Source organism: Gordonia sp. DT30, from assembly GCF_049844915.1.
Classification (GTDB): Bacteria; Actinomycetota; Actinomycetes; order Mycobacteriales; family Mycobacteriaceae; genus Gordonia.
This window is the reverse complement of the sequence record NZ_JBNCLY010000034.1, coordinates 1-23,564: the sequence shown is the minus strand read 5'-3', so window position 1 is coordinate 23,564 and position 23,564 is coordinate 1. Positions and strand designations below refer to the sequence as shown.

The window sequence follows — 23,564 nt, the reverse complement described above, 5'->3', positions numbered from 1 at the left end:
ATCGTGAGCCGTGCCGAGGGGTGTTGTTGCGTCATGTTAGTGAATGGGAGGATTGATGGCTCTGCCACCGCCGATGATGTCGGCAGCACAGTCTCGCTCGGGGTCGGTCGCGGTCCGGACCACGCAGGTGGGACTGCCGATGGCGCTGCGCATCGATGCCCGCAAGCTTCAGGGCGATCCGCAGGTGCTCGCCGACGAGATCCTGCGATTGTGCAAGCTGGCGGCCATGCGCGCGCAGGTCGAGATACGGCGTGAACTGGTCCAGCAGGGGACCGATCCGCAGGTGATCAGATATGCGCAGCTACCCACCGAGGACGATCTGCGCGACTTCGAGGAACTCGATGAGCGGGCTCAGGACGAACAGTCCGGAGACGGATGGCTGAGGTCGGTATGAGGACGCTGGCGAACTCGGTGCTCGCGCGTATCGAGAAACAACGCGACCTGATGGAGTCGCTGCAGGCGCAGACCACCGGCATCCGGGTCCGGGTGTCGAGCCCGGACAGGGTCGTGACCGTCGAGGTCGACGGGGTCGGCGCGATGACCGGCTTGTGGTTGAGTGCCGGCATCACCCGACACACCGATTCCTCGCTTTCGGCCCTGATCGTCGAGACCGCGCAGCATGCGGCGCGTGCGTCATTGCACCGCCGGAATCATCTGATCCAGGAGTTCACGGATCAATTCGCCCACTGCCAGAGCGAGCAGCTCGAGCGATGGGACGGGACGACGGTCACACCCCGACGCCCTTTGCCGGAATTGCCCGATCCGCAACCGCGAAGATCTCCAGAACGCCTGCGCGGCAACGGCTGAATCCGCATGATTCGGTGACGGCGGGTAGAAGTCATTCATGGCGACGACATACCGTGGTTGAGGTTGCGCGTGCCGTGATCCGTTGATTGACTATGTTCAAGTTGCGAATGAACGGTTTCATAAGGGTGGGGGGTCTACGACACATGTCCAACGGGATTCTGGCGGTGACGCCGGGAGTGATCGAGACGTTCGCGGCGGCGAACATGTCGGCGAGCGATCTGATCGCGCTCGCGTCCAGTGCCGATGCGGAGGCGATGGTCGCCGCGGTCGGGCTGGCGGTCGGTCCTATCGGCGTCGAGTATCTTCTCGGCTACGCGCCGGCGCAGGCGTCGAATCTGGCCGCGTCCTTTCTGGTATCGGCGGGACATGCAATGATGTCGGCGGGCGCCACGGGCGCGGCCGCCGCGACGTATTCCGCCGACGGTATGCAGGCCTGACCACGTGGCAAGTCCCACAGAGTCCGTCGCCGGGGTGGCGGCACAGATGCCGGGGTACGACCCCAGTCCGGTGATCGGCGCCATCGAGGGCCGCCTCGACGAGTACCTCAACACACCGACCGGTGAGATCTTGAGTCGACTCGGTCTCCCCGTGCCGCCCGGAATCCCCACGCCCGGACCGATTCCCGGTCTTCCGGCACTGCCTGGTCCACCCGGTGCGCCCGGTGCGGCGCCGCCCGATGGTGGCAACACCCTGGCATCGATCGACGGCGGTGCCCTGATCCAGCCGGTGCTCGATGCGCTCGGCACATTGGGGAACGGGATCTTCGAGGCACTGGACCCGACGAAGATCTTCGAATCCATCACCAGCGCGTTCTCCTCGGTGGCGTCATCTCTGCCGACGATGATCTCCGCGATGCAACACGGTTGGCAGGGGGAGGGTGCCGATGCCGCGGCGGTGAAAACGGCGCAACTCGGCAAGGACGGCACCGAGGTCGGCGCACAGTCGACCAAGATCAAGGGCAACGTGGTGCAGGCCGGGATCGACACCAAGACGACCGAAGCGCATCTGCTCGAGATCATCACGCAATTCGAGGCCACCATGGCTGTTGCGTTGCCGCAGATCGTCACGCCGTGGGGGCAGGCGATGGCGGTGGCAGCCGCCACCGATGCGATCGCACGCACCACTGCCGTGATGGGTGTCCACAAGGGATTGATGGCCGCAAACACCGCTGAGGTCGCCGCCGACGGCGCGCCGGTGTCGGTGACCAATGCACCGCAGGTACCCACCGAGATGATCTCGTCGATGGTGCAGATGGGGACCGGCTTGATGCAGCCCGCATTCGGTGTGGTGGAGCAGGTGTTCACCGCCGGCCAGAAGATCGCCCAGTCGTCGGTGGAGGCGGGAACCAAGATCGGGGAAGCGGTCGACAAGGCACGGCACAAGACGTCGACCGACATCGACACCTCGACCGCGACCGGTCCTGTCGGGATCGGTGCGGGGCCGTCGGGCAGTGGTGGCGGCGGTGGTAAACCCGCAGGCGGCGGGGGTGGCGGCAAACCCGCCGGTGGTGGGGGACTCGGAGTGTCGCCCGTCTCCGCACCGCCGGGTACCCGGACCACCCCTTCGGGCACCCCGCCGACCGAGGAATCGACGAATTCCGGGCAACAGCGCACAGCCGCGGCAACCACTGCTTCCGCCACCACCACCGGCAGCGGCGGTTATGGGCCGATGGGCGGAATGGGGTCGGCCGGAGCAGGAGCCGGCGCCGGCAAGGGCGCCGGAAGTGGTTACACCGCCGCCGATTTCCTGCACACCTCCGAGTCCGGCAGCGAGATCGTCGGGGACCTCTCGGACGTGGCGCCTGCCGTGATCGGCGAGACCGACCCGAACACCGGTCCCGACATCGACCTGAGAATCTGACGACGCATTCGCCGTCACCGCACCACAACACCCACAACCCAGGAGGATTCATGACCGAACTGAGCGCAGACACCGCCAAGATCTCCGAAGTCGCCGGGCAACTGAGCAAACTCGCTGATCGATTGAATGGTGTCCTGAACACCGGCGATGCGTCGTTGACGCCGCCGCCGGCGGGTAGCGACGAGGTGTCGGTGCGCGCTGCCACCACCATGGGGCAGGTGCACCACGCGTTCCGGACCGCCGGTGACGGCGGTGTCGCCGAGTTGCGGGAGATCTCCGACGCCGTCGCCACGGTCTCGTCGTCGCTCGCCGACACCGACACCGACCAGGGATTCGTCACCACCTGAACGGGTATGCGCGGATGAGACACTCTCGTCCGCAACGATATTCGTCCAATTCACGTTTGATGGATCGACCGACCGGAAGGGAACAACGTGGGCTTCACGGGGGTTGTCTGGGCCTCGCGTGACCTGAGACGGCTGGCACATGACCTCGTCAACGGCGCCGGTGCGGGACCGATGGGTGAGGCGGGCGAGACATGGGCACAGGTTGCGCGCGAGCTCGCCGACATCGCCAAGGACTACCGCGCTCTACTGGCGAAGCTCGACGAATCGTGGCGTTCGGCACAATCGGACACCGTGCACGCCAAACTCGAGGAATTCGGAAAGTGGCTCGACGCCGTGGCGCTCGATGCCGCGGCCAACGCCCGACATGCCGAATCGGCTGCGGTCGCCCACGCCGTGGCGGTACTGGCGATGCCCACTGTGCCCGAGGCACAAAAGTTGCAGGAGGCCTTGGCGATCGGGAGTTCGCTGCAGGGCTATCCGAACGGTCTTGTCGTCGGCGCACTCGGTGCCGGTGACGCGGCGGTGCAGGCGGCCACCGCAAATGCGGTGGCGATCATGAATAGCTATGAGCACACGGCCACCCCATTGGCGCAGCCGTGGGACACCCAGAGCTCACCGAATATCGCCAAATCGGCTGCACAGCGGGCCGCCGGTAAAGGTGACGCCCCGCAGGGCGCCGGTGCCGGCGCCCCGGCCGGTGGTCTCGGGAGCGGGGCCGGTGGCGGAGTCGGTGGCGGCGTTCCCGCCGCGCCGCTGGGTGTCTTCGGCACTCAGACGGTCAAATCCGATACCTCACAACGCGGCTCGCGGGTGGTGGCGGCATCTGCCAACCCTTCCGGTGCGACCACCTCCGGGCCGATGGGGCCGATGGGAGCCATGGGTCGCGGCGGCGGAGACGACAAAGAGTTCGACTCCACGCGGCCCGCCGCATCGCTGTCGGATGCGGGCGAGGTGCGGCCGGTGAGCTGGTCGCCCGCCGTCGCATCGAGTGGGGGCGGCTTCTCGGTCGACAGCGTGAGCTGGGGTCCTGATGCATCGACCTTCGGAGGTACTGCTGCACCGCCGGTTTCGGACGACGATCTCGATATCGACGGCACCCGGCTCGAACAGACCGCGTCCAACGACTGGGTGTCGCCATCGGTCATCGGTGAACGGGGAGGACGCGGATGAGTATGGCAACCCTCGATGTCGACTTCGCCCTGAGTGTCGACGAGATCCTCACGCTCGCCGATCGGCTCGGCGTGGACACCCTGCCCGATACGTTGGCGCTCTGGCCGACTCAGCCGACGGTGGAGGAGCTGGAACGGGTGCGGGATCGGTGCGCACGCCAGTTGTCCGAGCGGGACCTCATCGTCGATGGCGAGGTCGATCCGGACCTGGCGCACGTCGTGGTCGCGATGCGCCGTCCCGAGCGGGAATTGTCGATCCGCATCGTCACCGCGGACGGGTTGCTGCGTGCATCGCTGCTGCGGGTCAAACGTTCGCACGTCGTCGCCACCCGCCGCGGAGACACGGTCCGGCTGCGCGCTTTCGAGGCCGAGGGCGCCGAGCGGGTGATCGCCGAGGCGGCCCGGCTGTTGCCGACGGCCCTTGAACTCGAGTGTGGCTCGGTGAGTGCACCGGCCCTCGACGTTGCGGAGCATCTTGCCGGGCTGCGTTCGGCAACTCCCATCGCCGATGAGCTACACGCCTTCGGTGCCGATTCGCGTTCCGCACTCGTGCTCGGTGCGGTGCTCGCCGATTACCGTGCGGCCGTGGAGATGCGGGTCTCGGCGCTCGATCAGCACGCCGACCGCAGCGTCGTCGCCGAGGGTGCCGTCGCCGTGTTCTACTCGGCGCGCGGCTGTGTTCTGAGTGCGCCCAGCACTTCACCAGACGGGCGATTGTGGTGCAGCATCAAGGGTGGTTCCGACCACCGGATCGCACAGGCAATCGCGCAGTTGATGTCTCTGCTGCCGGAGGGGTGGTGAGGGGCGAAAAGGGGAACAGTCACTGATGTCGGGAGTCGGGACACCGACATCGCGACGACGAAGACCGCAACAGGGGGTGGCCCGTCCGGGCACCCATCGACACACATAATCGAAGGGAAAAGACATGGGACTCAAGATCTCTCCGCAAGAGGCCAAGGCCAAGCTGTCCGACGTCAAGGACAAGCGTGACCACGCCAAGCAGTTGCTGCAGAAGTTCCGCGACACCGATGTCGAGATGACCGGCGGTGCCTGGCAGGGCGATGCGTCCCACGTGCATCTGCAGAAGTCCAATGCCAACGACGAAGAGTTCAATCAGATCATCGCGCTGCTCGACCGAACGGTGGAGGCGGCCGAGACCGGTATCAACAACGCGGTCTCCGGCGACTCGCACTGACCCGCAGGCGCATTCCCGCTCGCACTCACTTACCACCAGGAGACCACCATGGCAGAACAGATCACCTACAACCACGGCTCGATCGACACCTCGCTCGGCGATCAGGCGTCATACCTGAAGGCGGCCAACGAGGTTCGTGACGATATCAATGCGGTGTTCAACTCGCTCCTCGAGATCTACGAGGGTGAGGCGGCCACCACCCTGCAGCATGTCAAGGCGCAGATCGACCAGCAGCTGATCGACGCGTTCAACAACATGAACGACTCGACCAAGCACGCGGGAGAGCAGAACCAGATGATGCAGGCGCTCGACGCGAAGAACGCCTCGCTGTTCAGCTGAGACTTACGAGAGCCGAAACCTTCGGGCGCCCGACACCACCAGGTGTCGGGCGCCCGAATTCGATGTGATCGGGGTTCTCTCCCGGTCTATGGTTCGGATTCAGTCCAGGTCGTATGAGGCGCCGACGTAGGTCATCTCGTCGTCGCCGGCCACCATCTCCACGGCGACCGCTCCACTGCGAGTGGTGACGCGAACCGTGTCGGTGTCCCGATTCAGTTGGGTCAGCGTGACATCGGCCGAGTCCGATACCGGAGCCCCGATCGGATACACATTCAGCGACGTGACACCGGTGTTCACCGGCCGTGGGGTAGTACCGTCGAAGACCATCACCGAGTAGTTGGCCTCGGCGCCGGCATGCATGGCCCCGCGGTCGAATTCGGCGACCCACAGCAAATTGTTGTTTTCCACCGCGCTGACCATCTGCTGCCAGTGCGCGGGGCGCCGCGATGAGACCAGGACGCGTGCACCAAGTGCGATGGCGCGCAACACCACTTGCTGAACCAGGTGCAGGCTGCCGGCGATCTCCACGCGGTCAATGGTCGGACCGAAGATCGGCAAGGCGACCGCCCGGCCGTGCGGATCGGCGCCGATGAGTTGACCGCAGCCAGACGCCGGAAGCCGGATTTCGCCGAAGTCGGCCGGACTGCCGAATGTCGGGTGCACACCGTCGGCCTGAGGTCGCGGGAGCGGAAGTGAGCCGACCAGTGCGTCCAACTGATGGCCGCCGAGTGGTGAGAGTCCGTCGATGCCGACACGGGCCGGCTGCGCGATGGTCGCGAAGCGGACAATTCCGGTGGCGCGGATGAGGTCGGGGTGCTCGGTGGCCCGCAGCGACAACGCAAGCGTCGTGGTGTGGGTGGGCACGGTCCACAGCCGGTCGAGCCCGACAGAGGTCAGGATAGGTTGCCCGAGACCATAACTACGCAGAAACATCTGGCCGGAGCGGCAACAGTCCCAGGTCTCCTCGACGGAGTCCGGCGCGATGCCGTCGGACAGATGGGTGATCGAGCGCGTGATCTCGGCCGCGGTCAGGGACCGAACGTCGAATCCTTGCTCACGCAGACGATTGGCCACTCGCCGCGTGCCGGTGACGGCGGTTTTGAGAATGCCTGTCGATCCGCCGCCGCGCCGGGTGACCGCATCCGGGCACAGAGTCGGGTCCAGGCGGACGGTCAGCCACACCGACCGGTGGGCGATCGCGGGCAAGGGGCCGAGTACCTCGTCATAGACCGCGGCGACCCGACTGTTACCGCGAGACCGGGAACCGCTGATGTGGATATCGATGGCCGCCAACGTGATATCGAACTGCCGCAGGCTCTCCGCGAGTACCCGCACAGGTATACAGACGGCATCGACGGTGGCACCCGGCTCCAGAATGGTCAGCGCCTCGGGCGATTCCGCGATCTCGAGCATCGACACCAGGGCGTCCCCGTCCCACCGAAATCCGAACTGGGCGCCGTCGGAGGTGGTGATGTCGAAGGGCTGGGGAACCGTCTGGGCCCGTCGTCGCCTGCGGTCGTGCGACATCCGGAAGGTCAGCCGCTCACGCACCCGCTGCGCCGCCGGATGTGCACCGAAGGGGATGAACCACACCGCCATCAGCACGGCGACCACCGCGGCGATCCACCAGACGGCATCCGTGACCGCAATGACGACCAGCGCGGCCAGGGCGATCACTTCGACGACGAGAACGCACCAGGGCGGCACGACGCGCCGCACGGCGCTCTGCGATGAGGACTGCAATCGCGAGCGCCCGGGCGCGTCAGTGATCTGCGTGCGCGGATCGGTCTGCGCGACCCGACGAGCAGTCGATTGCGTTGTCACCACGGAAATCCTCCCCCCAAACGACGACGGGCAGTCGACGGCCCACGACACCCGACTTTCGGGCTACGGTACCCTGGCCACTCGATCGAGGGTGCATCGTGTACGTGAATACGGTTGTTCGGATGGGGGTCTCATGCCGGCGCGCTTGACGACGCGGGCGCAGGTCAACGGATACCGTTTCCTGCTGCGGCGGCTCGAACACGCATTGATCCGTCGTGACTCGCGGATGATTCACGACCCCATGCGCAGTCAGGTACGGGCCATGCTCGTCGGATTCGTGATCTGCGTGCTGGTCGTCGGGGCTTGTGCCGCCTTGGCGATCTTCAAACCCTCTCCCTCTCTGGGGAATTCGACGATCATCACGTCGCAGTCATCGGGTGCCCTCTATGTTCGGTTCAACAACGAGTTACATCCGGTGCTCAATCTCACGTCGGCCCGTCTGATTGCGGGCAAACCCGACAATCCCGCCAAGGTCAAGGATTCCGATCTCGGATCGCTGCCGGCGGGCCCCACGCTCGGGATCATCGGTGCGCCCTCTTCGATTGCCAAGGCCGATGACCTGAGTCGCTCGGACTGGTCGGTGTGTGACTCGCAGACTCGATCCGGCGACGACACCTCGCCGTTCCGCACCGAGACTGTCGTGTTGTCGTCGGTGCCGAAACGCAGCGCCGATATCGACGTCGCCCCGGCCGGATCGGCGGCGATCGCAGCAGACTCCGACGGTCACTACTTCTTGCTCTACGACGGCAAGCGCGCCCAGATCGACCCGACCGATCCGGTGCTGGTCAACGCCCTCAAGATCACCGGGGCGTCGACGATCAACGCTTCGGCGGGGTTGCTCGGTTCGTTCCGTGCGGTGGCGCCGATCGGCCGCATCGTGATTCCCGAGGCGGGCCGCCCGTCGCAGCTGTCGTTTCCCGAACCCGTCAAGATCGGGTCCATCGTGAAGTCGGTCGAGTCCGGCGGCACGCGACAGTATGTGGTGCTCGCCGACGGCATCGCGCCGGTCTCCGACGCCACCGCGGACATCATCCGTTTCAGCAACCCCGGCTTGCTCGGCGACGCCGTCGAGATGCCGCCTGCCACGCTGAATTCGCTTCCGCAGTCCGCGTCGATGCCCGTCGACACCACCGACTACCCGGCGCAGGTGCCCCACTTCACGCTGGGGGGCTACACGACGATCTGCACCCACTGGTCCGCGCCGAGCCTGTCGCAGGACCCCACCGTCGAGATGTTGGTCGGCAACAGGCTGCCGATCGGCGCGGATGCGCGGCCCACGGCCCTTGTCAGCGCCGATGGGGACGGCCCCAACGTCGATGCCACCTACATTCCGCCGGGCACCGGGGAGTTCGTGCAGGCCGCGGGGCAGGGTCGGGTCGCGGGTCAGCTCTTCTACATTTCCGACACGGGGCTGCGGTACCCGATCCCGGATCCGAAGACCGCGGACGCGTTGGGGGTCTTCGGCGTCCGTAGCGCCGACGGCAAACAAAACCTGCCGCAGCTTGCGCCGTGGAATGTGGTGTCGCTGTTGCCGGCCGGGCCGACACTGTCCACCGATGCGGCACTCATCGCGCACGGCGGGTACAGCGGTGATGCTGCCGCGGTTCCGACGAGCCCGTCGGCCGAGGCCGGCGGCTGAGCGTCTCAGATGTCGAGCCCGCGCACCCAGCCGTAGATCCCCATGATCCACGCTGCGAACGGGATGATGAGCCCGATCAGCAGGTACTCCAGCAATTCGACGTAGCGCCGTGCGATCGGCGAGAACTCGAATCGGGGTGCGATGACGCCGGTCGCGAAGACCAGCATCCCGAGTCCGATGGTCAGCAGCAACCCGTACTCGGCCCAGTCGTCGAGCTCCAGTGCCGACTTGACGATGATCGTCAGTGCCGAGAGGAGGCCGAGGCCCACCATCGTGGCCGCCTGGCGCAGGTCATGATGGGTACGCCCGCGCAGACACAGAACGGCCGCTGCCAGCGCGGCGAAGACCGTTGCCTGCCAATAGAAGTGGCCCGTGGAGGTGTCCACACTGAGATACACCCCGACGACCACGGTGATGGCGGAGCCGACGAGGATGCCGGTCAGGTACGCGTTGGCCCGGGCGATGCGCTCGTCGAGACCGTCGGCGGTGGGCACCGATCGCGCGGTGACCGCGTCGACGCCGTGCACCGTCGGTTCGCCCCGGGTGTCGATGTCGTCGATGGGTTCACCGGCGGTGGGGACCGGGGGAACCGGCAGTTTGGCCAGCGTGATGGTCAACCGCGGGGCGACAGACACCGCGATCACCGCGACCACTGTCAGTACTGCACCGACCTGTCGCTGTGTCACGTCGAAAACATTCCAGCACACCGAGGCGACGCCGAGAAAGACGGTCAGGGACATCACCGTGGCATGCAGAGAGCGATTGACACCGCTGATCTGGAACGCCAGGAACGAGACCAGCGCGGTGATACCGAATGCCATCGGCAGCGCCACCGCCCCTACCGCACCGGGGAGCAGCCGCAGGGACCCGACGAACACCAGCGGCAGTGCGCACGCGACGGTGGCACCGGTGGCGTACTCGTCGGACCGGCCGCGGGCGATATAGGCCGAGAAGATGATGAGTCCGGCGGCGATCGCCGTGGCGGTGACCGGAACATAGACGGGCGAATCGTGTCCGGCGAGCAGCATCACCAGCAGGCCGATGGTCGCAATCCCGGCCACCCCGAAGGCAGCGATACGTCGTCGCGCCACCCCCCACTCAGGCATTCGTGTGGGGGGAGGAGCCGCGGTGTGTGTGGCTCCGTCCTCGACGTCGTCGAAGAGCATCGTCGGTGGGTGCTCGCCGACGAGCCGCACCGTGAGGACGTCACCCTCGAAGAAGCCGACCTCGTCGAGTGAACGCGTGTCGTCGACCCCGGGGCGCCCCAATGCCGCCAGTGTCCACCAGCCGGGAGCGTCGTCGAAGAGCTCGAGTCGTTCGTCGTCGACGGACGAGCGTGCGACGAGACGCTCGTTGAGCAGTCGCAGGACTTCGGGCATGAAGGCCCGGATGTCGACATTTCCCGGTACCCCGACATCGAGGGTCAGCGACCCCACCAGCAAGGTCACCCGGGTCAATTCGGGTTCGCTCGCGGTCTCGGCTTCGAGGTCGTCGAGCGGCTGCAACGATGGGGGGAGTGTCATCTGGACGAGGGGTCCTTTCGGCTGTTGGCCCTGATCTTCGCTAACGTCATAGATTACTGGCAGGTACCGATCGGGGGGACCTCAGTTCGGTCAGGAAGTCGACGCTGGGTAGCGAGGGGTACGTGGGAACAGAAGGATTTGTGCGGCGATCGCGCGTCAGCGCGCCCAAGACGCCGGGCGGCGAGGTCGATCTGCAGCCGCCACCGGAGGTTCCGCGTGTCATCCCGGGCAATCTGCTGATGAAGTTGTTGCCGCTGGTGATGGTCGTCGCTGTGGTGGGGATGATCGCGCTGATGTTCACCGTGGGCGGTCGCAGTCTCGCGACCAACCCGATGATGATGATGTTCCCGATGATGATGGTCATGTCGATGGTGGGCATGTTCGTCGGTGGCGGCAGTCAGCGTGCCGGCAAGGCGGCTTCAGAGCTCGATGAGGAACGCAAGGACTATTTCCGGTATCTGGCGAATCTGCGCGAGAGTGTCGACGGGACCGGCGACGAGCAGCGCGCCGCACTCGAGTGGACCCATCCCGATCCGCGCATCCTGATCGATCTGGCCGGTTCCCGGCGCATGTGGGAGCGGCGGCCCGACGACGCGGACTTCTGTCATGCCCGCGTCGGGGTGGGCACTCAGCGGCTGGCCACGCGACTACTGGCGCCCGAGACCGGACCCACCGAGGATCTCGAGCCGGTCTCGACGGTGGCGTTGCGCAGATTCGTGCGGTCCCATGCGGTGGTGCATTCGCTGCCGACGGCGGTCAGTCTGAGGCGCTTCCCGGCGATCAACGTCGAGGGTGACCGTGCGGTGACGCGGTCATTGGTGCGCGCAATGCTGGTGGAACTGTGCCTGTTCCACAGTCCCGATCATCTGCAGATCGCCGTCGTCACCGCCAATCCCGATGGGACGGTGTGGCAATGGCTCAAATGGTTGCCCCAGGCACAGAATCCCGCCCACGTCGACGGCATCGGTCCGATGCGGATGGTGTTCTCGTCGCTGTCGAAGTTGGAGGCGGTGCTCGGCGCAGACCTCGGCGAGCGAGGACGATTCTCACGCAACGCTTCTCCGAGCCAGTCGGTCAAACAGTTGATCGTCGTCCTCGACGACGGATACGTCTCCGGCGACGAACGGCTGGTCACCGAAGCCGGTCTCGAGTCGGTGACCGTGCTCGATCTCAATGCGCCCAAGGACGGCCTCGCCGCGCGCCGGGGCCTGCAATTGGTCGTCGACGACGACACGATCGCGGCACGCGGGCCGGCCGGGGTGGAGAAGTTCGGGGTCCCTGACACGTTGGGTGTCGCCGAGGCCGAGGCGGCCGCCCGGCGGATCGGCCGGTACCGGCCGGCCAACGCCGCCCAGCACATCGTCAGCCTGGAGGCCGAGGTCCGCGGCAACGCGATCGACCCCGGACTGATGGCGATGCTCAAGATCCCCGACGCCGCCCAGATCGTCCCCGAAGAGATCTGGCGGCCACGCTCACCACGCGAACGCCTGCGTGTCCCGATCGGTATCACGCCCAACGGCCAGCCCATGGAACTCGACATCAAGGAGGCCGCCGAATACGGCATGGGCCCGCACGGCCTGTGCATCGGGGCAACGGGTTCGGGCAAATCGGAATTCTTACGCACCTTGGTGTTGTCCATGATCACCTCCCATTCGCCGGAGGCGCTCAACCTGATCCTCGTCGATTTCAAGGGCGGCGCCACATTTCTCGGACTGGATGAGGCGCCGCACGTCGCGGCGGTCATCACCAACCTCGAGGAAGAGATCACCATGGTCGACCGCATGCGTGATGCACTCGCCGGGGAGATGAACCGACGACAGGAATTGCTGCGCAGCGCAGGCAACTACGCCAACGTGGGAGATTATGAACGGGCGCGGGCCAACGGAGCCCCACTGGATCCGCTGCCCGCGCTGTTCATCGTGGTCGACGAGTTCTCCGAGCTGCTGTCCCAAAAGCCCGACTTCACCGAACTGTTCGTGATGATCGGTCGGTTGGGCCGGTCGTTGCACATGCATCTGCTGCTGGCCTCCCAGCGGCTCGAAGAAGGCAAGCTGCGTGGTCTTGATTCGCATCTGTCGTATCGGATCGGCCTGAAGACGTTCTCCGCGGGCGAGTCTCGTCAAGTCCTCGGGGTACCGGATGCCTACCATCTGCCCTCGGTGCCGGGATCGGCGTTCCTGAAATCCGATGCCGACGAGCCCAAGCGCTTCAACACCTCGTACGTGTCGGGACCGTATGTGAAGCCTCGTGCGCAGTTGGGTGGAACGCGGCATTCGCAGTTGGGGGCACTGGCGCCGAAACTGTTCACGGTCGGACACGTCGACAAGCCCGCGGTGCCGGAGGACTCGTCGACGCTCACCCCTGGCGAGCAGGCCGATCTCGACCGGTACGAATCCGAGCTCAAGGCGGCCGAGACCGGCAACACGCCCTCGTTGCTCGATGTCGTGGTGGCGCGGCTCAAGGGGCACGGGCGTCCCGCACACGAGGTCTGGTTGCCGCCGTTGGACGACAGCCCCGCGGTCAACGAGTTGCTACCTGGCCCCCAATGGTGGGATCCGGCCAATGTCAACGGAGCCCTGTGGATGCCGATCGGCATCCTCGACCGTCCCTACGATCAGCGCCGCGACGTGTTGAGCATCGATTTGTCCGGCGCCGCAGGCAATGTGGCGATCGTCGGCGGACCGCAGTCGGGCAAATCCACTGCGTTGCGCACGATGATCGCCGCCGGCGCGCTCACCCACACACCCGAGCAGCTCCAGTTCTATTGCCTCGATTTCGGTGGCGGCACCCTGGTCAGTCTGCAGAACCTCCCACACGTCGGCGGTGTCGCCGGACGAATGGACCGCGACAAGGTCAACCGCACGGTCGCCGAGGTCGCCACCGTCCTGCGCGAGCGGGAAGAACGCTTCCGCGAGTTGGGCATCGAATCCATGCGCGATTTCCGCCAGCGCAAGGCGCGGCTGGCCGCGTTGGCGCCCGCCGAGCGTGCCGCGGACCCGCTCAGCGAGGATCTGCATGGCGATGTCGTTCTCGTCGTGGATGGCTTCGCATCGATCCGCAGCGACTTCGAGGCGCTGGAATCCCAACTCGTCGACATCGCTCTGCAGGGCTTGTCCTACGGTGTGCACCTCGTCGTCTCGGCGTCGCGGTGGATGGAGATCCGCGCGAATGTGAAGGATATGCTCGGGACTCGCATCGAGCTGAAACTCGGTGATTCGTCCGACTCGGAGATGGGACGCAAAGCGCAGGAAGCCATCCCGGACAGCCGGCCGGGCCGAGGTACCAGTCGCGAGCAACTGCAGCTGCTGATCGGGTTGCCGCGCATCGACTCCGACTCGTCGGTCGATTCCCTACCCGAGGGTGTGCAGAACATGGTCGCGCAGATGATCGAGTTCTATGGTGACCGGCGCGCGCCGCGGGTGCGCATGCTGCCCGATCGGCTCGACCCGGTGCCGGTACTCGCGCGGGCGGAGCGCGAGGGCTCGCTCTCGAAGTCGCGCATCGTGATCGGCATCGACGAGGCCGCTCTGGCGCCCGTCGTCGTGGACTTCGAGGCGCAGGCCCATCTCGTGGTGTTCGCCGAGGCCGAGGCGGGAAAGACGACGCTGCTGCGCAATATCGCCGAGGGGGTCGTGCGCAATGCCACCGCCGACGAGGCCAAGGTGATCATGATCGACTATCGCCGTGGCCTGCTGGGCGCGATCGAGGGTGAGCAACTCGGGGGCTACGTCACCGCTGAGGACTCGGCGACCAAGATGATGGCCGATCTCGCAGACTTGCTCAGACGTCGTCTCCCGCCCGACGACGTCACCCAGCAGCAACTCAAGGAGCGGTCGTGGTGGTCGGGCCCCGACGTCTACCTGCTGATCGACGACTACGACCTGATCGTGACCTCCACCAACAATCCGTTGGCGCCGGTGGTGCCGTATCTGCCGCAAGCGCGCGACATCGGATTGCGCGTCGTGGTGACACGCCGCGTCGGCGGCGCCTCCCGCGCCCTCTATGACCCATTTGTCGGACGCCTGAAGGACTTGTCGTGCAACGGCCTCATCATGGGTGGTACAAAAGACGAAGGTCCATTGCTGGGCAACTTCCGGCCGCATCCGATGCCGCCGGGACGAGGCATGTTCATCTCGCGGACACAGAGTTCCGGGATGATCCAGTTGATGATGTGATGACGGGGAGGAATTTTCGATGAGTGGTAGCGATCTGCCGGACGATGCCTTCGGGCCGGCGCTGAGGGACAAGTCGTTGACGCTGCACCTGGATCCCGGCGTGCGGAGCGCCGTGACCGCTGCCCGGACGTCATTGGAAAGTTTCCTGCAGGCCGGGCTGGATCCCAACGTACCTTTCCTCAACGACGCACTCGGTGATTCCGATGAAGCGAAGGCCGTCAAAGATCATCTCTCGGGTAGGCGCGCAGACCTGAGCAATGAGATGGCAGCACAAGCGCATTCGGTCGACGAAATTCATACCCTGATGCAATACTCGCTCGGCACATTGACGCGTCAAGACTCCGATGGGTAACCCTTACGATGACCTTGTCGCCGACGCGATAGGCAAGTTGAACGAGAGTCGCAGACAATTGAGCAGCGGTTCAGTCGGCCAGCGCCGGATGGACAGAAACATGAACCGACTCACGCGAGAAGCTCGGCCAGAGGGTAAGGTCTACCAGCCATCGCCGGTGAAGGGGACGGACTGGCGTAGTAAGTCGTACGACCAGATGAAAGCGGTCAAGGATTCTTTCGACGGTAAACAGAGTCAGCTCGACGAGATCTCGGGGGCGTGGGAGAAACTTGGTGAGAAGTGGGCCACGGAAATGGAGCATTACAACACGGCCGTATCGAAAATCACCGCGAGTAGCTGGACCGGTGACACCGCCCAATCGGCGAGCACTGCAGTCACCGGATTTGTGGGCGACTTTCCAGAGGGTATTCGTGACTACGCCAACGAGATGTCGGACCGAATGGCTGGGCTGGCGGCGAATTTCCGTTTTGCTGCAACGAATTTTCCGCCGATGGACGATGACACTACCTATGGTGAGCACCATTTCACTGGCGAGACCTGGTTCGGTCTGAGCGACTACTACCAGCATATTCCCACTACAGAGATTGATGAAAAAACACCGTGGACTTGGGGTAGTTATCTCAGCGGGATTGGCGATGAGCAATTTGTCTCCGTGAAGGGTATGGTGGACAAGGTATTCAAGGCAACGTCGCAAGCTGCCGATCTGTTGGCGAAAAACTACTCCACACCACTTCAGGAATCGGTGCAGAACCTGACGAAATTGCACCCAGCAGGCCCGGCGCCGGCCGACGGCCCCGGAGGCCCGATGCCCGCTGGCATTCCTACCCCTGGCGGCGGTGGCCCCGGCGGAGGAGGCACGGGCGGAGGCGGTGGCGGCGCGCAGCCGGTGTCTGCGCCCGACCTCAACAGGTCGCTCGAAGACTTGATGAAGGAGAATGCGGCGCAGAATGTCGACAGGCCGTCGGCAACCGACAACCCGCTCTCGCAAATCGGCAACACGGCGGCGGCGACGCTGAGTTCGATGGGTTCGCAAGCCTCGCAGGCGGCCCAGCAGGCGATGTCACAGGCGCAACAGGCAGCCGAGCAATTGGCAAAGAAGACTGCCGGCGGCGTTCCGAATGTCGTTGAACCAACCGGGTTCCCGGGTGGTATCACCCCTGTGTCGTCGCCGACCGCCGGCGGAGGAGGATCGGGTCGTGGCGCGGGAGGCGGTGGCGTCGGATCGGGCGCCCCGAGTGCGACGAATACCCCGTCGGAGCGCACGACGAAGACCGGGACCACCAAGTCCACCTTGACCAGTACCCGGCCGTCTGCAGGAATCGCCCAGGCCGCACAGGGCACCACGGGATCTGGCGGCGGTGCACCTGGCGCGGGCGGTCGTGGCGCGGGAGGCGGCGGTGACAAGGTGCACAAGGTTCTCAAGGCGCTGCGCACCCGGGTCAACGGTGAAGAGATCGCGGGGCCGGACATCACACCTGCGGTCGAGGGTTCGGCGATCGAAGGCGGCGAGCAAGCTACGCCCAGCGGCGATGACGGAACCCGTACCTGATGGTTTCTCCGGTGTGGCGGATGAAACCGTTTGCCTTCAAACAGATGTGGGAACATTTCGGCCACGAGTACTTACCCTATCCATTGGGCGCGCGGCCGACTTCGGATACGACCGACGAGCATCGATATGAACAGATCGATGCGATCGATGAGGCGATCACCACTCTGACCGAGTGGTACGAGCCGGCTCTTGTCGCGCTGACGACTCCGGAGGTCCGTGTCGAGATCTTCGGTTCTCGATGGGGCAGACTGTTTCGTGCCCACGTCGGAATTCGTGACGGCATTGCCTGCCTGGCAACGCAAGAGCCCGGACGCGACCCCGACATCGGTGGCGAGGTGACCTTGCGCGCACTGAATTCTGTCGACGTGGGCAAGGCGCTGGCAAAGACGTTGGATGTGAATGTGTCCGGGACTCCGCGGGAATGGCGGTTCACGGGCGCGTCGACGGGTCCCGACGAACTTGCGAAGGAGCGCGAGCTCGACGCGGTCATGGCACGAGGGCTCGTTGCAACACTCCCGGTGGGGGTGCTGCCCGGCGCGATGGTTGATTGGCGCCCGGACCCGGACACGAAGACCTTCGATATCGTCACTGTCCGAGACCACGGTGATTTGATCGTCAATCGGGCTGCCCGACAGGTGGTCTCAGCGACGCCAGAACGAACGGCGAAGGCGTTCGACACCTACATCGCCGCTGTGAAGCAGATCTACGAACGGCACAACTGAGCCGCTTCAGTTTGACGGCATCGTCGGGTTCATGCTCATGCGCCACCCCCGGTCGGCGACGGTGACGGTGATCGTCAGCGTGGGGTCGTCTACGACGTCCACGGTGCAGGTGAACACCGCGCCGATGGTGGTGGGCGGGTTCTGCGGGCAGGTGACGGACTTGACGCCGTCTTTGCCCCCGTAAGTGCTCTGCGCAGCTGATGTCACGTACTTCATCAGCTTGGCCCGATCATGACTTTTGTCGTCGGCGTTGGCCATCAACGCCAGCACCGTCACCACCACCACGGCGGCAATCACCACCGCACCCACGATGCCCCCGATGATGAACGGCTTGCGGTCCTTCTTGGGCTGTTGCTGTGGGGTCTGCGGCGGCGTGGGCCAAGGGCTGCCACCAGGACCGGCATACGGCGGCCACCCCGACGCGCCGTGCGGAGGCTGCGGAGGCGGTACCGCCCCGGCGTCGGCGCCCGTGGGTTGCCCTGGTGTGTTGTACGGTCCCGTCACGGTGATCCCCCAAGTCCGGCGTTGTGATGGTCTCGGTGTTCGAGCGACGCTCTGAGACCGGCGCTGAGAATACCAGCGCCCCTCCCATTCAGCGTGGCACGGTCGACTCGTCGGCATTCATGCGGCATCTGCGGCACTCCCGACGCCGCCGGCATCGTCGACGTGAGCGACGAGCACATCGTGTCCGACACGAGCGTGGACCCGGTATCCGTCGGTGACACGTTCAACCATCACGTGGCGCGCGTCGACCTCGATGCGCTTGCACGCCCACCAGATCAGAGCAGCCTCCGTCGCTGTGGCCGGTGTGAGCGTGGGTGCGGTGCCGGGTTCTACGGTGCCGGTGGCACAGAACTCGACAATCCAGGGTGGTAACGCGATCCCGGTCACCTCGGCCTCGGCACGATAGTCGCTGGGGCGCATCAGGTCCACGGGCGGGGCCGGAGTCGCGGCCGGCGTCGTGACGAGTGCGCTGTCGTCGTGGGTGATCTGCACTTCCGCTCGCCACCAAGGCTTTCCGCCGTCGGCATCGATCGCCCGCAGCTGGTGGAGCACGGGAATTCGTACCGGCGCACCGATCCCCACGTCACCGTCGGGGTGCGCGACCCGAAGCGTGGCGCGGGCGGCTCCGGCTGCAGCGCAGAGCGATCCGGTGATCGATTGCCATCCGGGTGGTGCGGCGCGGACGATGCTGTCGAGGACCGCTTGTCGAAGGGTGGAGGCCGATTCGGCGGTATCGATGCGCTGGGTGCGCAGCCACTCGGTGACGAAGACCGTCCGGAGTTCTTCGATGTCGGCAGGCATCCCGATGGCGGTCAGAACCCACGGAAGGCGTTGGGCGTCAAGGGTTCGGATGTGGTCGTGCGCGCCGACGACGCAGTCCGCGAGAAGCGATCCGGTGCGTGCAGGATCGTCGAGCCCTACCCGGTTCATGGTCATCGCCGCGATGCCGAGGACACCTTCGACCGTGGGCCGGCCGTCGAGGAGTTCGCCGACCCGCACGCGCACCGCATGCGTGGCGACGTGTAGTAGGTCGTCGATATCTGTGGGGGAGTGGCCGTCTCGGAAGCTGTTCCATCGAGCGTTGCGTTCGGCGGGATCCCACGCGCTCGCCAGGACGGCCAGTTCCCGCAGCCATCGGTCGATGGTCGCCGGGTCGAGGACGGCGCTCACCGGACGTGGTCCTCGATCGCGCCGGCCCATGCGGGCTCGGCGCGCAGGCGGAAGTCGAGGAAGTCGGCGTCGTCGACGGGAGCGAGGAAGCCGCAGAAGAACATCATCGTCTGTGCGCGGGAAGCCCATCCGGGGCAGTCCCGCAAACGCAGACCCGTGCGGATGAGGTCGGCGGCGTGTCCGGCGTCGAGGGTGGGCGCGCCCAGAAAATGACGCAGATGCGGGGCGAGGGTGGCGGCTGCGCCGGCCAGGGTGGCTGCGGGCGGGTCGTCCCCGAGTGCGGCCCGCAGCAACGTCTCGCCGATCATCGTCGTCTGCACCGCCACCTCCGGGTCGACGCCGACCGAGAGCGCCCCGAAGTCGTCGGCGTCACTGGTGTTGACCGCGGATCGGATGCGGTACACCGCATCCCACCCACGCTCGGAGAACACACCGATCCCGGCCACGTCACTGCGGCTTTCTGGGTCCGACGATCGCGGTGGGCCGGACCCAGGGCTCGCCCGTGGTGGAGTCGTAGCCGTGGCGTTGCTCGAAGGCGACGCGGAATTCCTCGTCGGAATGTGCGGGGAATCCTGAGCGGGTGGGGTAGATCCGGCAGTCGTCGCCGACGTAGAAGCGCGGCGATCCGACGATCAACTGGTCGAACGGGATGTCCGGTGGCTGATACATGTAGACCCGGTAGCCGGCCGGTAGCCGGACCGCCACGAGCATCCGGGTATCGAATGTGGGCCCCAGGCCTCGTTGCGCTGCTCGGCGGCGGACGATGTCGAGGGCTTCGGCGGGGCCGACGACCGGGCGCTGCCCCGAGCCGTAGTCGATCGTGCCGTGAGTGAGGTAACCGCGTAGCCAGGCGGGGGTGTCATCGGGGATTCGGCCGGACGGCATCTCCGCATAGAAGTCGCTGATACGCAACAACTCTGCCGGGTGGGGTGTTGCGTTTCGGTCCAGAGTTGTGGTGTGTACCTCGGTATTGTCGGCGCGGATGCCCGCGCGCCACTCCAGGTGGTCGCCCTTGCGGTGATTGATGATTTCGGGTGCGGGAAGCAGTCTGCTGAGCAATGCTGCGGGTTGGCTTGGTGTGGTGACGGTGAGGTTCGCCAGCAGTTGACCGGCAGCCATGGTGAGTGTGCCCTCGAAGCTGCGCCAGTCGTCCGGGCATGCGCTGAGCACGGTGGCAACGATCGGTGCGAGGAAGTTGTCGGGGGTGGGATGCGGCTCGTCGAGCCACCGGCGCAGTGAGTGTTCCCGAGCGCGCTCCGGATCGGCGGGGGGTTTGAGCCCCCACACGAGTTCGAGGAGCGCCACGATATCCGGGCTGGCCAACGCGGCTTCGTTGCGTGAAGCGATCACGCCCAGCAGGCGGTAGAGGTGCTCACGGGTGTACCCCTCCGGCAGGAGCAACTGGTACTGGAGCAGCCCGGAGATGAGCCACAGCTTGTGCTCCGTCGGGTCGTCGTCGCACATGCGCTGTAGACGGGCGTGCAGTCCGGCCATCGCGACGGCGACCAGCGCGGCGCCGTCCTCGTCCGGAAGGGTCAACAACGCCTCTTCGAGGGGCCACCGATCCCGTTGTCCCCGAGCCGAACCCACGCGGACCAGTTCGGGCCACCAGCGATCGAACGTCTGTGGTGATGCCATCACGACTCCATCGCTCTGGCCCACAGGGGCTCGAGGTCGGCCCGTACTCGTTCTTCGGCGGCGCCGTCGGGCATCAGGAATCCGACCAGGCTCGCGAGGAACATCGGCCGATCTGCCCAGTCGGGTAAGGGATTTCCGGCCAGCAGGGGAGTGAGGATCTCGACGATGTGATTGACGGTCAACGAGTTTCGCGTGTCGAAGGGTGCGAGGTGGCGATGCAGGGTACGAGCGGTCAGCCGGACCGTCTCCGGTGAGGGCTGCGTGCCGGTGTACTGCACGAGCAGGGAGGGGGCCATCGCGCCCAACTGCCGGGCCTGCTCGACGTCGACCTGGCCGACCAAAGCGCTCACCGCGGCAACGTCGCCGTCGCGGACCGCGGCGCGCAGGTCGTAGACCATCTCCCATCCGGCTTGGGGGAATACCGAGTTGGCGGCGCTCATGCGGGTCACCCTATCCAGTTCTCTCTTGTGCGGTGCGCCGGCATCACCATGGTTGGGTGAGATCGAGGACGGCCAGACCCTCGGCCGGGGCGGCCGGTGGATGCGGCAGCGTGGCCAACAGATCGGGACGGATGTTTCCGGCGTCGACCTGCGCGACGTAGTTCCATGCGGCGTCGGTGCTCACCTCGATGCCCACCCGTCCCAACGTCGCCCGGACCAGTTCGGCCGTCGTCACCGAGGTCCACACACCGGGAACGGCCGAGGCGAGTTCGGTGACCGGGGTCCACTCCGGTGGGCCGACGAGATCGGCGCGCGACCATCGGCCGTCGGACCACCAGTAGCAGAAGGTCAGCATTCCGGCGGCGGCACGCTCGTCGAGCACGATGTTGCTGACCCAGGCGGGAGCACCGCGATAGAGGTCGGGGTGCTCGAGCTGTCCCTGGTAGGCCGCGGTCAGCAGTGTCGAATGGTCGGCGCCGCCGGAGAGCACAGCGCGTCCGCACGGAAGACGGGTCAACGTGCAGCCGCCGAGCTCGCCGCGAAAGATGCCCACGGCACTCGTCATCCGCGGGCCGTCGACGGCGTCGACCGCTGCGAAGATCGCCGACAACGCGGCAAAGCGTGGCCACAGTATCGGCAGCGGGGGTAGCTCGTCGGTGGGGTATACGCACTCGGCCGGTGAAGCAGCAGCGGCCGTCGACGCCGAACGCAGCTGTCGGCCGGCATCGTGGACGTGGGCGAGTAGCCACAGCGGGGTCGTGGCCGCGGTCGACATGCTGACGTCGGCCCGGTAACTCGCCGGCGGAAACAGCAGATGTTGCGGCGGGGCGCCGACGAAGCCGTCGAATGCCGCGATCTGTGGTTCCCCGCCGCGATGCTCGGTGATCCGCAGCCACATCCAGGGGCTCTCTCCGGCAGTGAGTTCACGGTGCGCCGCGGCGGCGCGCAGAACCCCCGGACCGACAGTGAGCGGCAGCAGCCGTCCGTCGGGCGTCTCGACCGCGGCACGCGTGCGATGTTCGTCGGCGGCGATGGCGATCTCGGTCAGATAGAACGACCACGCGGGCGGCAGCGTGTCATGTATTCCACCGACGACCTCGCCGAGGAGTACCTCGGGGCTTTGGTTCGTGGTGGTGTCGCCCCCTGAAGATGCTGGTGCGCTGGCCGTATCGGTGAAACCCCAGCTCAGCGACACATCATCGGCAGGATCGGGTGTCGACGACGAGGTCATTGGCCTCCCTCGGGACGGTGGTGTGGTCGTGGTGGCTGTCGTGATCGTAGAGTCTGGCGTGTCGGGTGGCTAGCGGCGGTCATTCGCGTGTGAAAGTATGGCGGCCACTGTGCTCAACACCTACTTGGGGGGAAGTGTGACGACGGCGGACGACGGACTCGGGTTCGACTTCCATGAGTTGATGGCCAGCGCGCAAGAACAGCTCACTGCGATCGGGGAGGTGCAGCGGCGCCGCGCGCAGCTGGTGGCTCATGCCACGGTCGCCGACCGTACGGTGACGGTGCACGTCAACGCCCAAGGGGTGGTGATCAAGACCGAGATCGACCCGGATTTCCTCGACGAGTATGACTTCGAGGATCTGGCCGGGTTCGTCACCGAGGCCGCTCAGCAGGCCGCGGCGAACGTGGCCCGTCAGGGCGAAGCAATGATGAAGTCGATTCGCAAGGCGAACGCGGCTCTGCCGTCGTTGTCCGAAGTCCTTGACGGCGCACCCGATTTGCGTGACTTCGCGATCACCCCAGAACAGATCTCCACGGCGCCGCCGGGCTCCACCGAACGCTCGACCGCCCCGCATCCGGGCGCCGGTCGCTGGACATAGCCGACGTCGAACAACCCATCCGACCCGTCGGCGTCACACAGCGACGCCACCGGGCCGACAACCCGAAGGAGCGATCATGGCAGAACTCGGAGTCACCCCTGCGGAGCTGCGCGCGGCGTCGGCGCACCTCGCCGGCACCAGCAGCAGGCTCCAGGAGGTGCTGTCCAGCCTGGAGTCGAGTCTGGCCGGTGAGGGTGCGCCATGGGGCGACGACGAACCCGGCACCCAGTTCGCCACCGGTGGAGCCGGGGGCGGCTACCTGGGGCAGAAGCACGGTGTCTCCGAGGCGATCTCGGCCAAGGTCGACCTACTCACCACCTACTCCGAGGGATTGCGGAACACCGCCGACAACCTCGAGGGCGGCGACTCGGCGGGGATGTGAACGGTTGTTCTGAGCTTCGTCCGCACGCGAGTGGGGTTGCATTGTGACGATCGGGATTCCGGGGTCGTTGCAGTGGGTGTCGTATCTGGCTGGTGAGAAG

At 65.9% G+C, this 23,564-nt stretch carries 24 protein-coding genes; 16 read left to right on the top strand and 8 right to left on the bottom strand.

The genetic code is table 11. The annotated features are described in order from the left end of the window. Positions 1-55 precede the first annotated feature (55 nt). The 9 genes from ACLQ3C_RS20520 (at position 56) to ACLQ3C_RS20480 (ending at position 5,717) form a co-directional block, all read left to right on the top strand. The gene (locus tag ACLQ3C_RS20520; protein ID WP_425706949.1) at positions 56-394 is read left to right on the top strand and encodes a DUF2694 family protein; all 339 of its coding nucleotides are present in this window, start codon (positions 56-58) and stop codon (positions 392-394) included. Then, entirely contained in the window at positions 376-807 is a 432-nt protein-coding gene (locus tag ACLQ3C_RS20515; RefSeq protein WP_425706948.1) for a YbaB/EbfC family nucleoid-associated protein, read from the top strand. Before ACLQ3C_RS20520 ends, ACLQ3C_RS20515 begins: the two co-directional genes overlap by 19 nt. 143 nt (positions 808-950) lie before the next feature. After that, complete coding sequence (locus tag ACLQ3C_RS20510; protein WP_425706947.1) at positions 951-1,244, top strand: hypothetical protein; 294 nt, start codon at positions 951-953, stop codon at positions 1,242-1,244. 4 nt (positions 1,245-1,248) lie between these two features. Continuing rightward, positions 1,249-2,667, top strand: coding sequence for a hypothetical protein (locus ACLQ3C_RS20505; RefSeq protein WP_425706946.1), 1,419 nt, complete (start codon positions 1,249-1,251; stop codon positions 2,665-2,667). Positions 2,668-2,717: 50 nt separating this feature from the next. Then, positions 2,718-3,014: a PE family protein gene (locus ACLQ3C_RS20500; protein ID WP_425706945.1), complete on the top strand. Its 297-nt coding sequence runs from the start codon at positions 2,718-2,720 to the stop codon at positions 3,012-3,014. Between the two features lie 87 nt (positions 3,015-3,101). Further along, complete coding sequence (locus ACLQ3C_RS20495) at positions 3,102-4,184, top strand: PPE domain-containing protein (protein WP_425706944.1); 1,083 nt, start codon at positions 3,102-3,104, stop codon at positions 4,182-4,184. Then, positions 4,181-4,984, top strand: a complete 804-nt coding sequence (locus ACLQ3C_RS20490; protein ID WP_425706943.1) for an ESX secretion-associated protein EspG — start codon at positions 4,181-4,183, stop codon at positions 4,982-4,984. Before ACLQ3C_RS20495 ends, ACLQ3C_RS20490 begins: the two co-directional genes overlap by 4 nt. Before the next feature lie 124 nt (positions 4,985-5,108). Then, positions 5,109-5,378, top strand: coding sequence for a hypothetical protein (locus ACLQ3C_RS20485; protein WP_425706942.1), 270 nt, complete (start codon positions 5,109-5,111; stop codon positions 5,376-5,378). Between the two features lie 48 nt (positions 5,379-5,426). Then, positions 5,427-5,717, top strand: a complete 291-nt coding sequence (locus tag ACLQ3C_RS20480) for a hypothetical protein (protein ID WP_425706941.1) — start codon at positions 5,427-5,429, stop codon at positions 5,715-5,717. Between the two features lie 99 nt (positions 5,718-5,816). On the opposite strand, the gene eccE is transcribed toward ACLQ3C_RS20480, so the two are convergent. Continuing rightward, positions 5,817-7,541 carry a type VII secretion protein EccE gene (gene eccE, locus ACLQ3C_RS20475; RefSeq protein ID WP_425706940.1) on the bottom strand — a complete coding sequence of 575 codons (1,725 nt, stop codon included), beginning with the start codon at positions 7,539-7,541 and terminating at the stop codon, positions 5,817-5,819. A gap of 133 nt (positions 7,542-7,674) precedes the next feature. Here eccE and eccB point away from each other — a divergent pair, with 133 nt between their 5' ends. Then, positions 7,675-9,180 (top strand): type VII secretion protein EccB, encoded by a 1,506-nt coding sequence (gene eccB, locus ACLQ3C_RS20470; RefSeq protein ID WP_425706939.1) that lies wholly within the window; start codon positions 7,675-7,677, stop codon positions 9,178-9,180. Between the two features lie 5 nt (positions 9,181-9,185). Here eccB and eccD read toward each other — a convergent pair whose 3' ends face one another. Then, positions 9,186-10,703 carry a type VII secretion integral membrane protein EccD gene (eccD, locus tag ACLQ3C_RS20465; RefSeq protein WP_425706938.1) on the bottom strand — a complete coding sequence of 506 codons (1,518 nt, stop codon included), beginning with the start codon at positions 10,701-10,703 and terminating at the stop codon, positions 9,186-9,188. 122 nt (positions 10,704-10,825) lie between these two features. On the opposite strand from eccD, the gene eccCa reads away from it, so the two are divergent. The 4 genes from eccCa to ACLQ3C_RS20445 are packed head-to-tail and all read left to right on the top strand — an operon-like array spanning position 10,826 to position 17,501. After that, a complete protein-coding gene (gene eccCa, locus ACLQ3C_RS20460; protein ID WP_425706937.1) occupies positions 10,826-14,878 on the top strand; it encodes a type VII secretion protein EccCa in 4,053 nt (1,350 codons plus the stop codon). Between the two features lie 19 nt (positions 14,879-14,897). Next, positions 14,898-15,230: a hypothetical protein gene (locus ACLQ3C_RS20455; RefSeq protein ID WP_425706936.1), complete on the top strand. Its 333-nt coding sequence runs from the start codon at positions 14,898-14,900 to the stop codon at positions 15,228-15,230. After that, positions 15,223-16,779, top strand: coding sequence for a PPE domain-containing protein (locus ACLQ3C_RS20450; RefSeq protein WP_425706935.1), 1,557 nt, complete (start codon positions 15,223-15,225; stop codon positions 16,777-16,779). Before ACLQ3C_RS20455 ends, ACLQ3C_RS20450 begins: the two co-directional genes overlap by 8 nt. Next, positions 16,779-17,501, top strand: a complete 723-nt coding sequence (locus ACLQ3C_RS20445; protein ID WP_425706934.1) for an ESX secretion-associated protein EspG — start codon at positions 16,779-16,781, stop codon at positions 17,499-17,501. The genes ACLQ3C_RS20450 and ACLQ3C_RS20445 overlap by 1 nt, the downstream gene beginning before the upstream one ends. Positions 17,502-17,507: 6 nt before the next feature. Here the strand turns inward: ACLQ3C_RS20445 and ACLQ3C_RS20440 are convergent, their stop codons facing one another. From ACLQ3C_RS20440 to ACLQ3C_RS20415, 6 genes are all read right to left on the bottom strand, one after another. After that, on the bottom strand, positions 17,508-18,005 hold the full coding sequence (locus tag ACLQ3C_RS20440; RefSeq protein WP_425706933.1) for a DUF4333 domain-containing protein: 498 nt from the start codon (positions 18,003-18,005) through the stop codon (positions 17,508-17,510). A 117-nt stretch (positions 18,006-18,122) separates the two neighbouring features. Then, complete coding sequence (locus ACLQ3C_RS20435; protein WP_425706932.1) at positions 18,123-19,175, bottom strand: hypothetical protein; 1,053 nt, start codon at positions 19,173-19,175, stop codon at positions 18,123-18,125. Continuing rightward, the gene (locus tag ACLQ3C_RS20430) at positions 19,172-19,621 is read right to left on the bottom strand and encodes a hypothetical protein (protein WP_425706931.1); all 450 of its coding nucleotides are present in this window, start codon (positions 19,619-19,621) and stop codon (positions 19,172-19,174) included. Before ACLQ3C_RS20430 ends, ACLQ3C_RS20435 begins: the two co-directional genes overlap by 4 nt. A gap of 1 nt (position 19,622) precedes the next feature. Continuing rightward, a complete protein-coding gene (locus ACLQ3C_RS20425; protein WP_425706930.1) occupies positions 19,623-20,816 on the bottom strand; it encodes a hypothetical protein in 1,194 nt (397 codons plus the stop codon). Continuing rightward, positions 20,813-21,253, bottom strand: a complete 441-nt coding sequence (locus tag ACLQ3C_RS20420; RefSeq protein WP_425706929.1) for a hypothetical protein — start codon at positions 21,251-21,253, stop codon at positions 20,813-20,815. The genes ACLQ3C_RS20425 and ACLQ3C_RS20420 overlap by 4 nt, the downstream gene beginning before the upstream one ends. A gap of 43 nt (positions 21,254-21,296) precedes the next feature. Beyond that, positions 21,297-22,484 (bottom strand): hypothetical protein, encoded by a 1,188-nt coding sequence (locus ACLQ3C_RS20415; protein WP_425706928.1) that lies wholly within the window; start codon positions 22,482-22,484, stop codon positions 21,297-21,299. Between the two features lie 97 nt (positions 22,485-22,581). Between ACLQ3C_RS20415 and ACLQ3C_RS20410 the strand changes: the two genes are divergently transcribed. Together ACLQ3C_RS20410 and ACLQ3C_RS20405 are read left to right on the top strand one after the other, a co-directional pair. Further along, complete coding sequence (locus tag ACLQ3C_RS20410; RefSeq protein ID WP_425706927.1) at positions 22,582-23,082, top strand: YbaB/EbfC family nucleoid-associated protein; 501 nt, start codon at positions 22,582-22,584, stop codon at positions 23,080-23,082. Between the two features lie 76 nt (positions 23,083-23,158). After that, positions 23,159-23,464, top strand: a complete 306-nt coding sequence (locus tag ACLQ3C_RS20405) for a WXG100 family type VII secretion target (protein ID WP_425706926.1) — start codon at positions 23,159-23,161, stop codon at positions 23,462-23,464. Positions 23,465-23,564 lie beyond the last annotated feature (100 nt).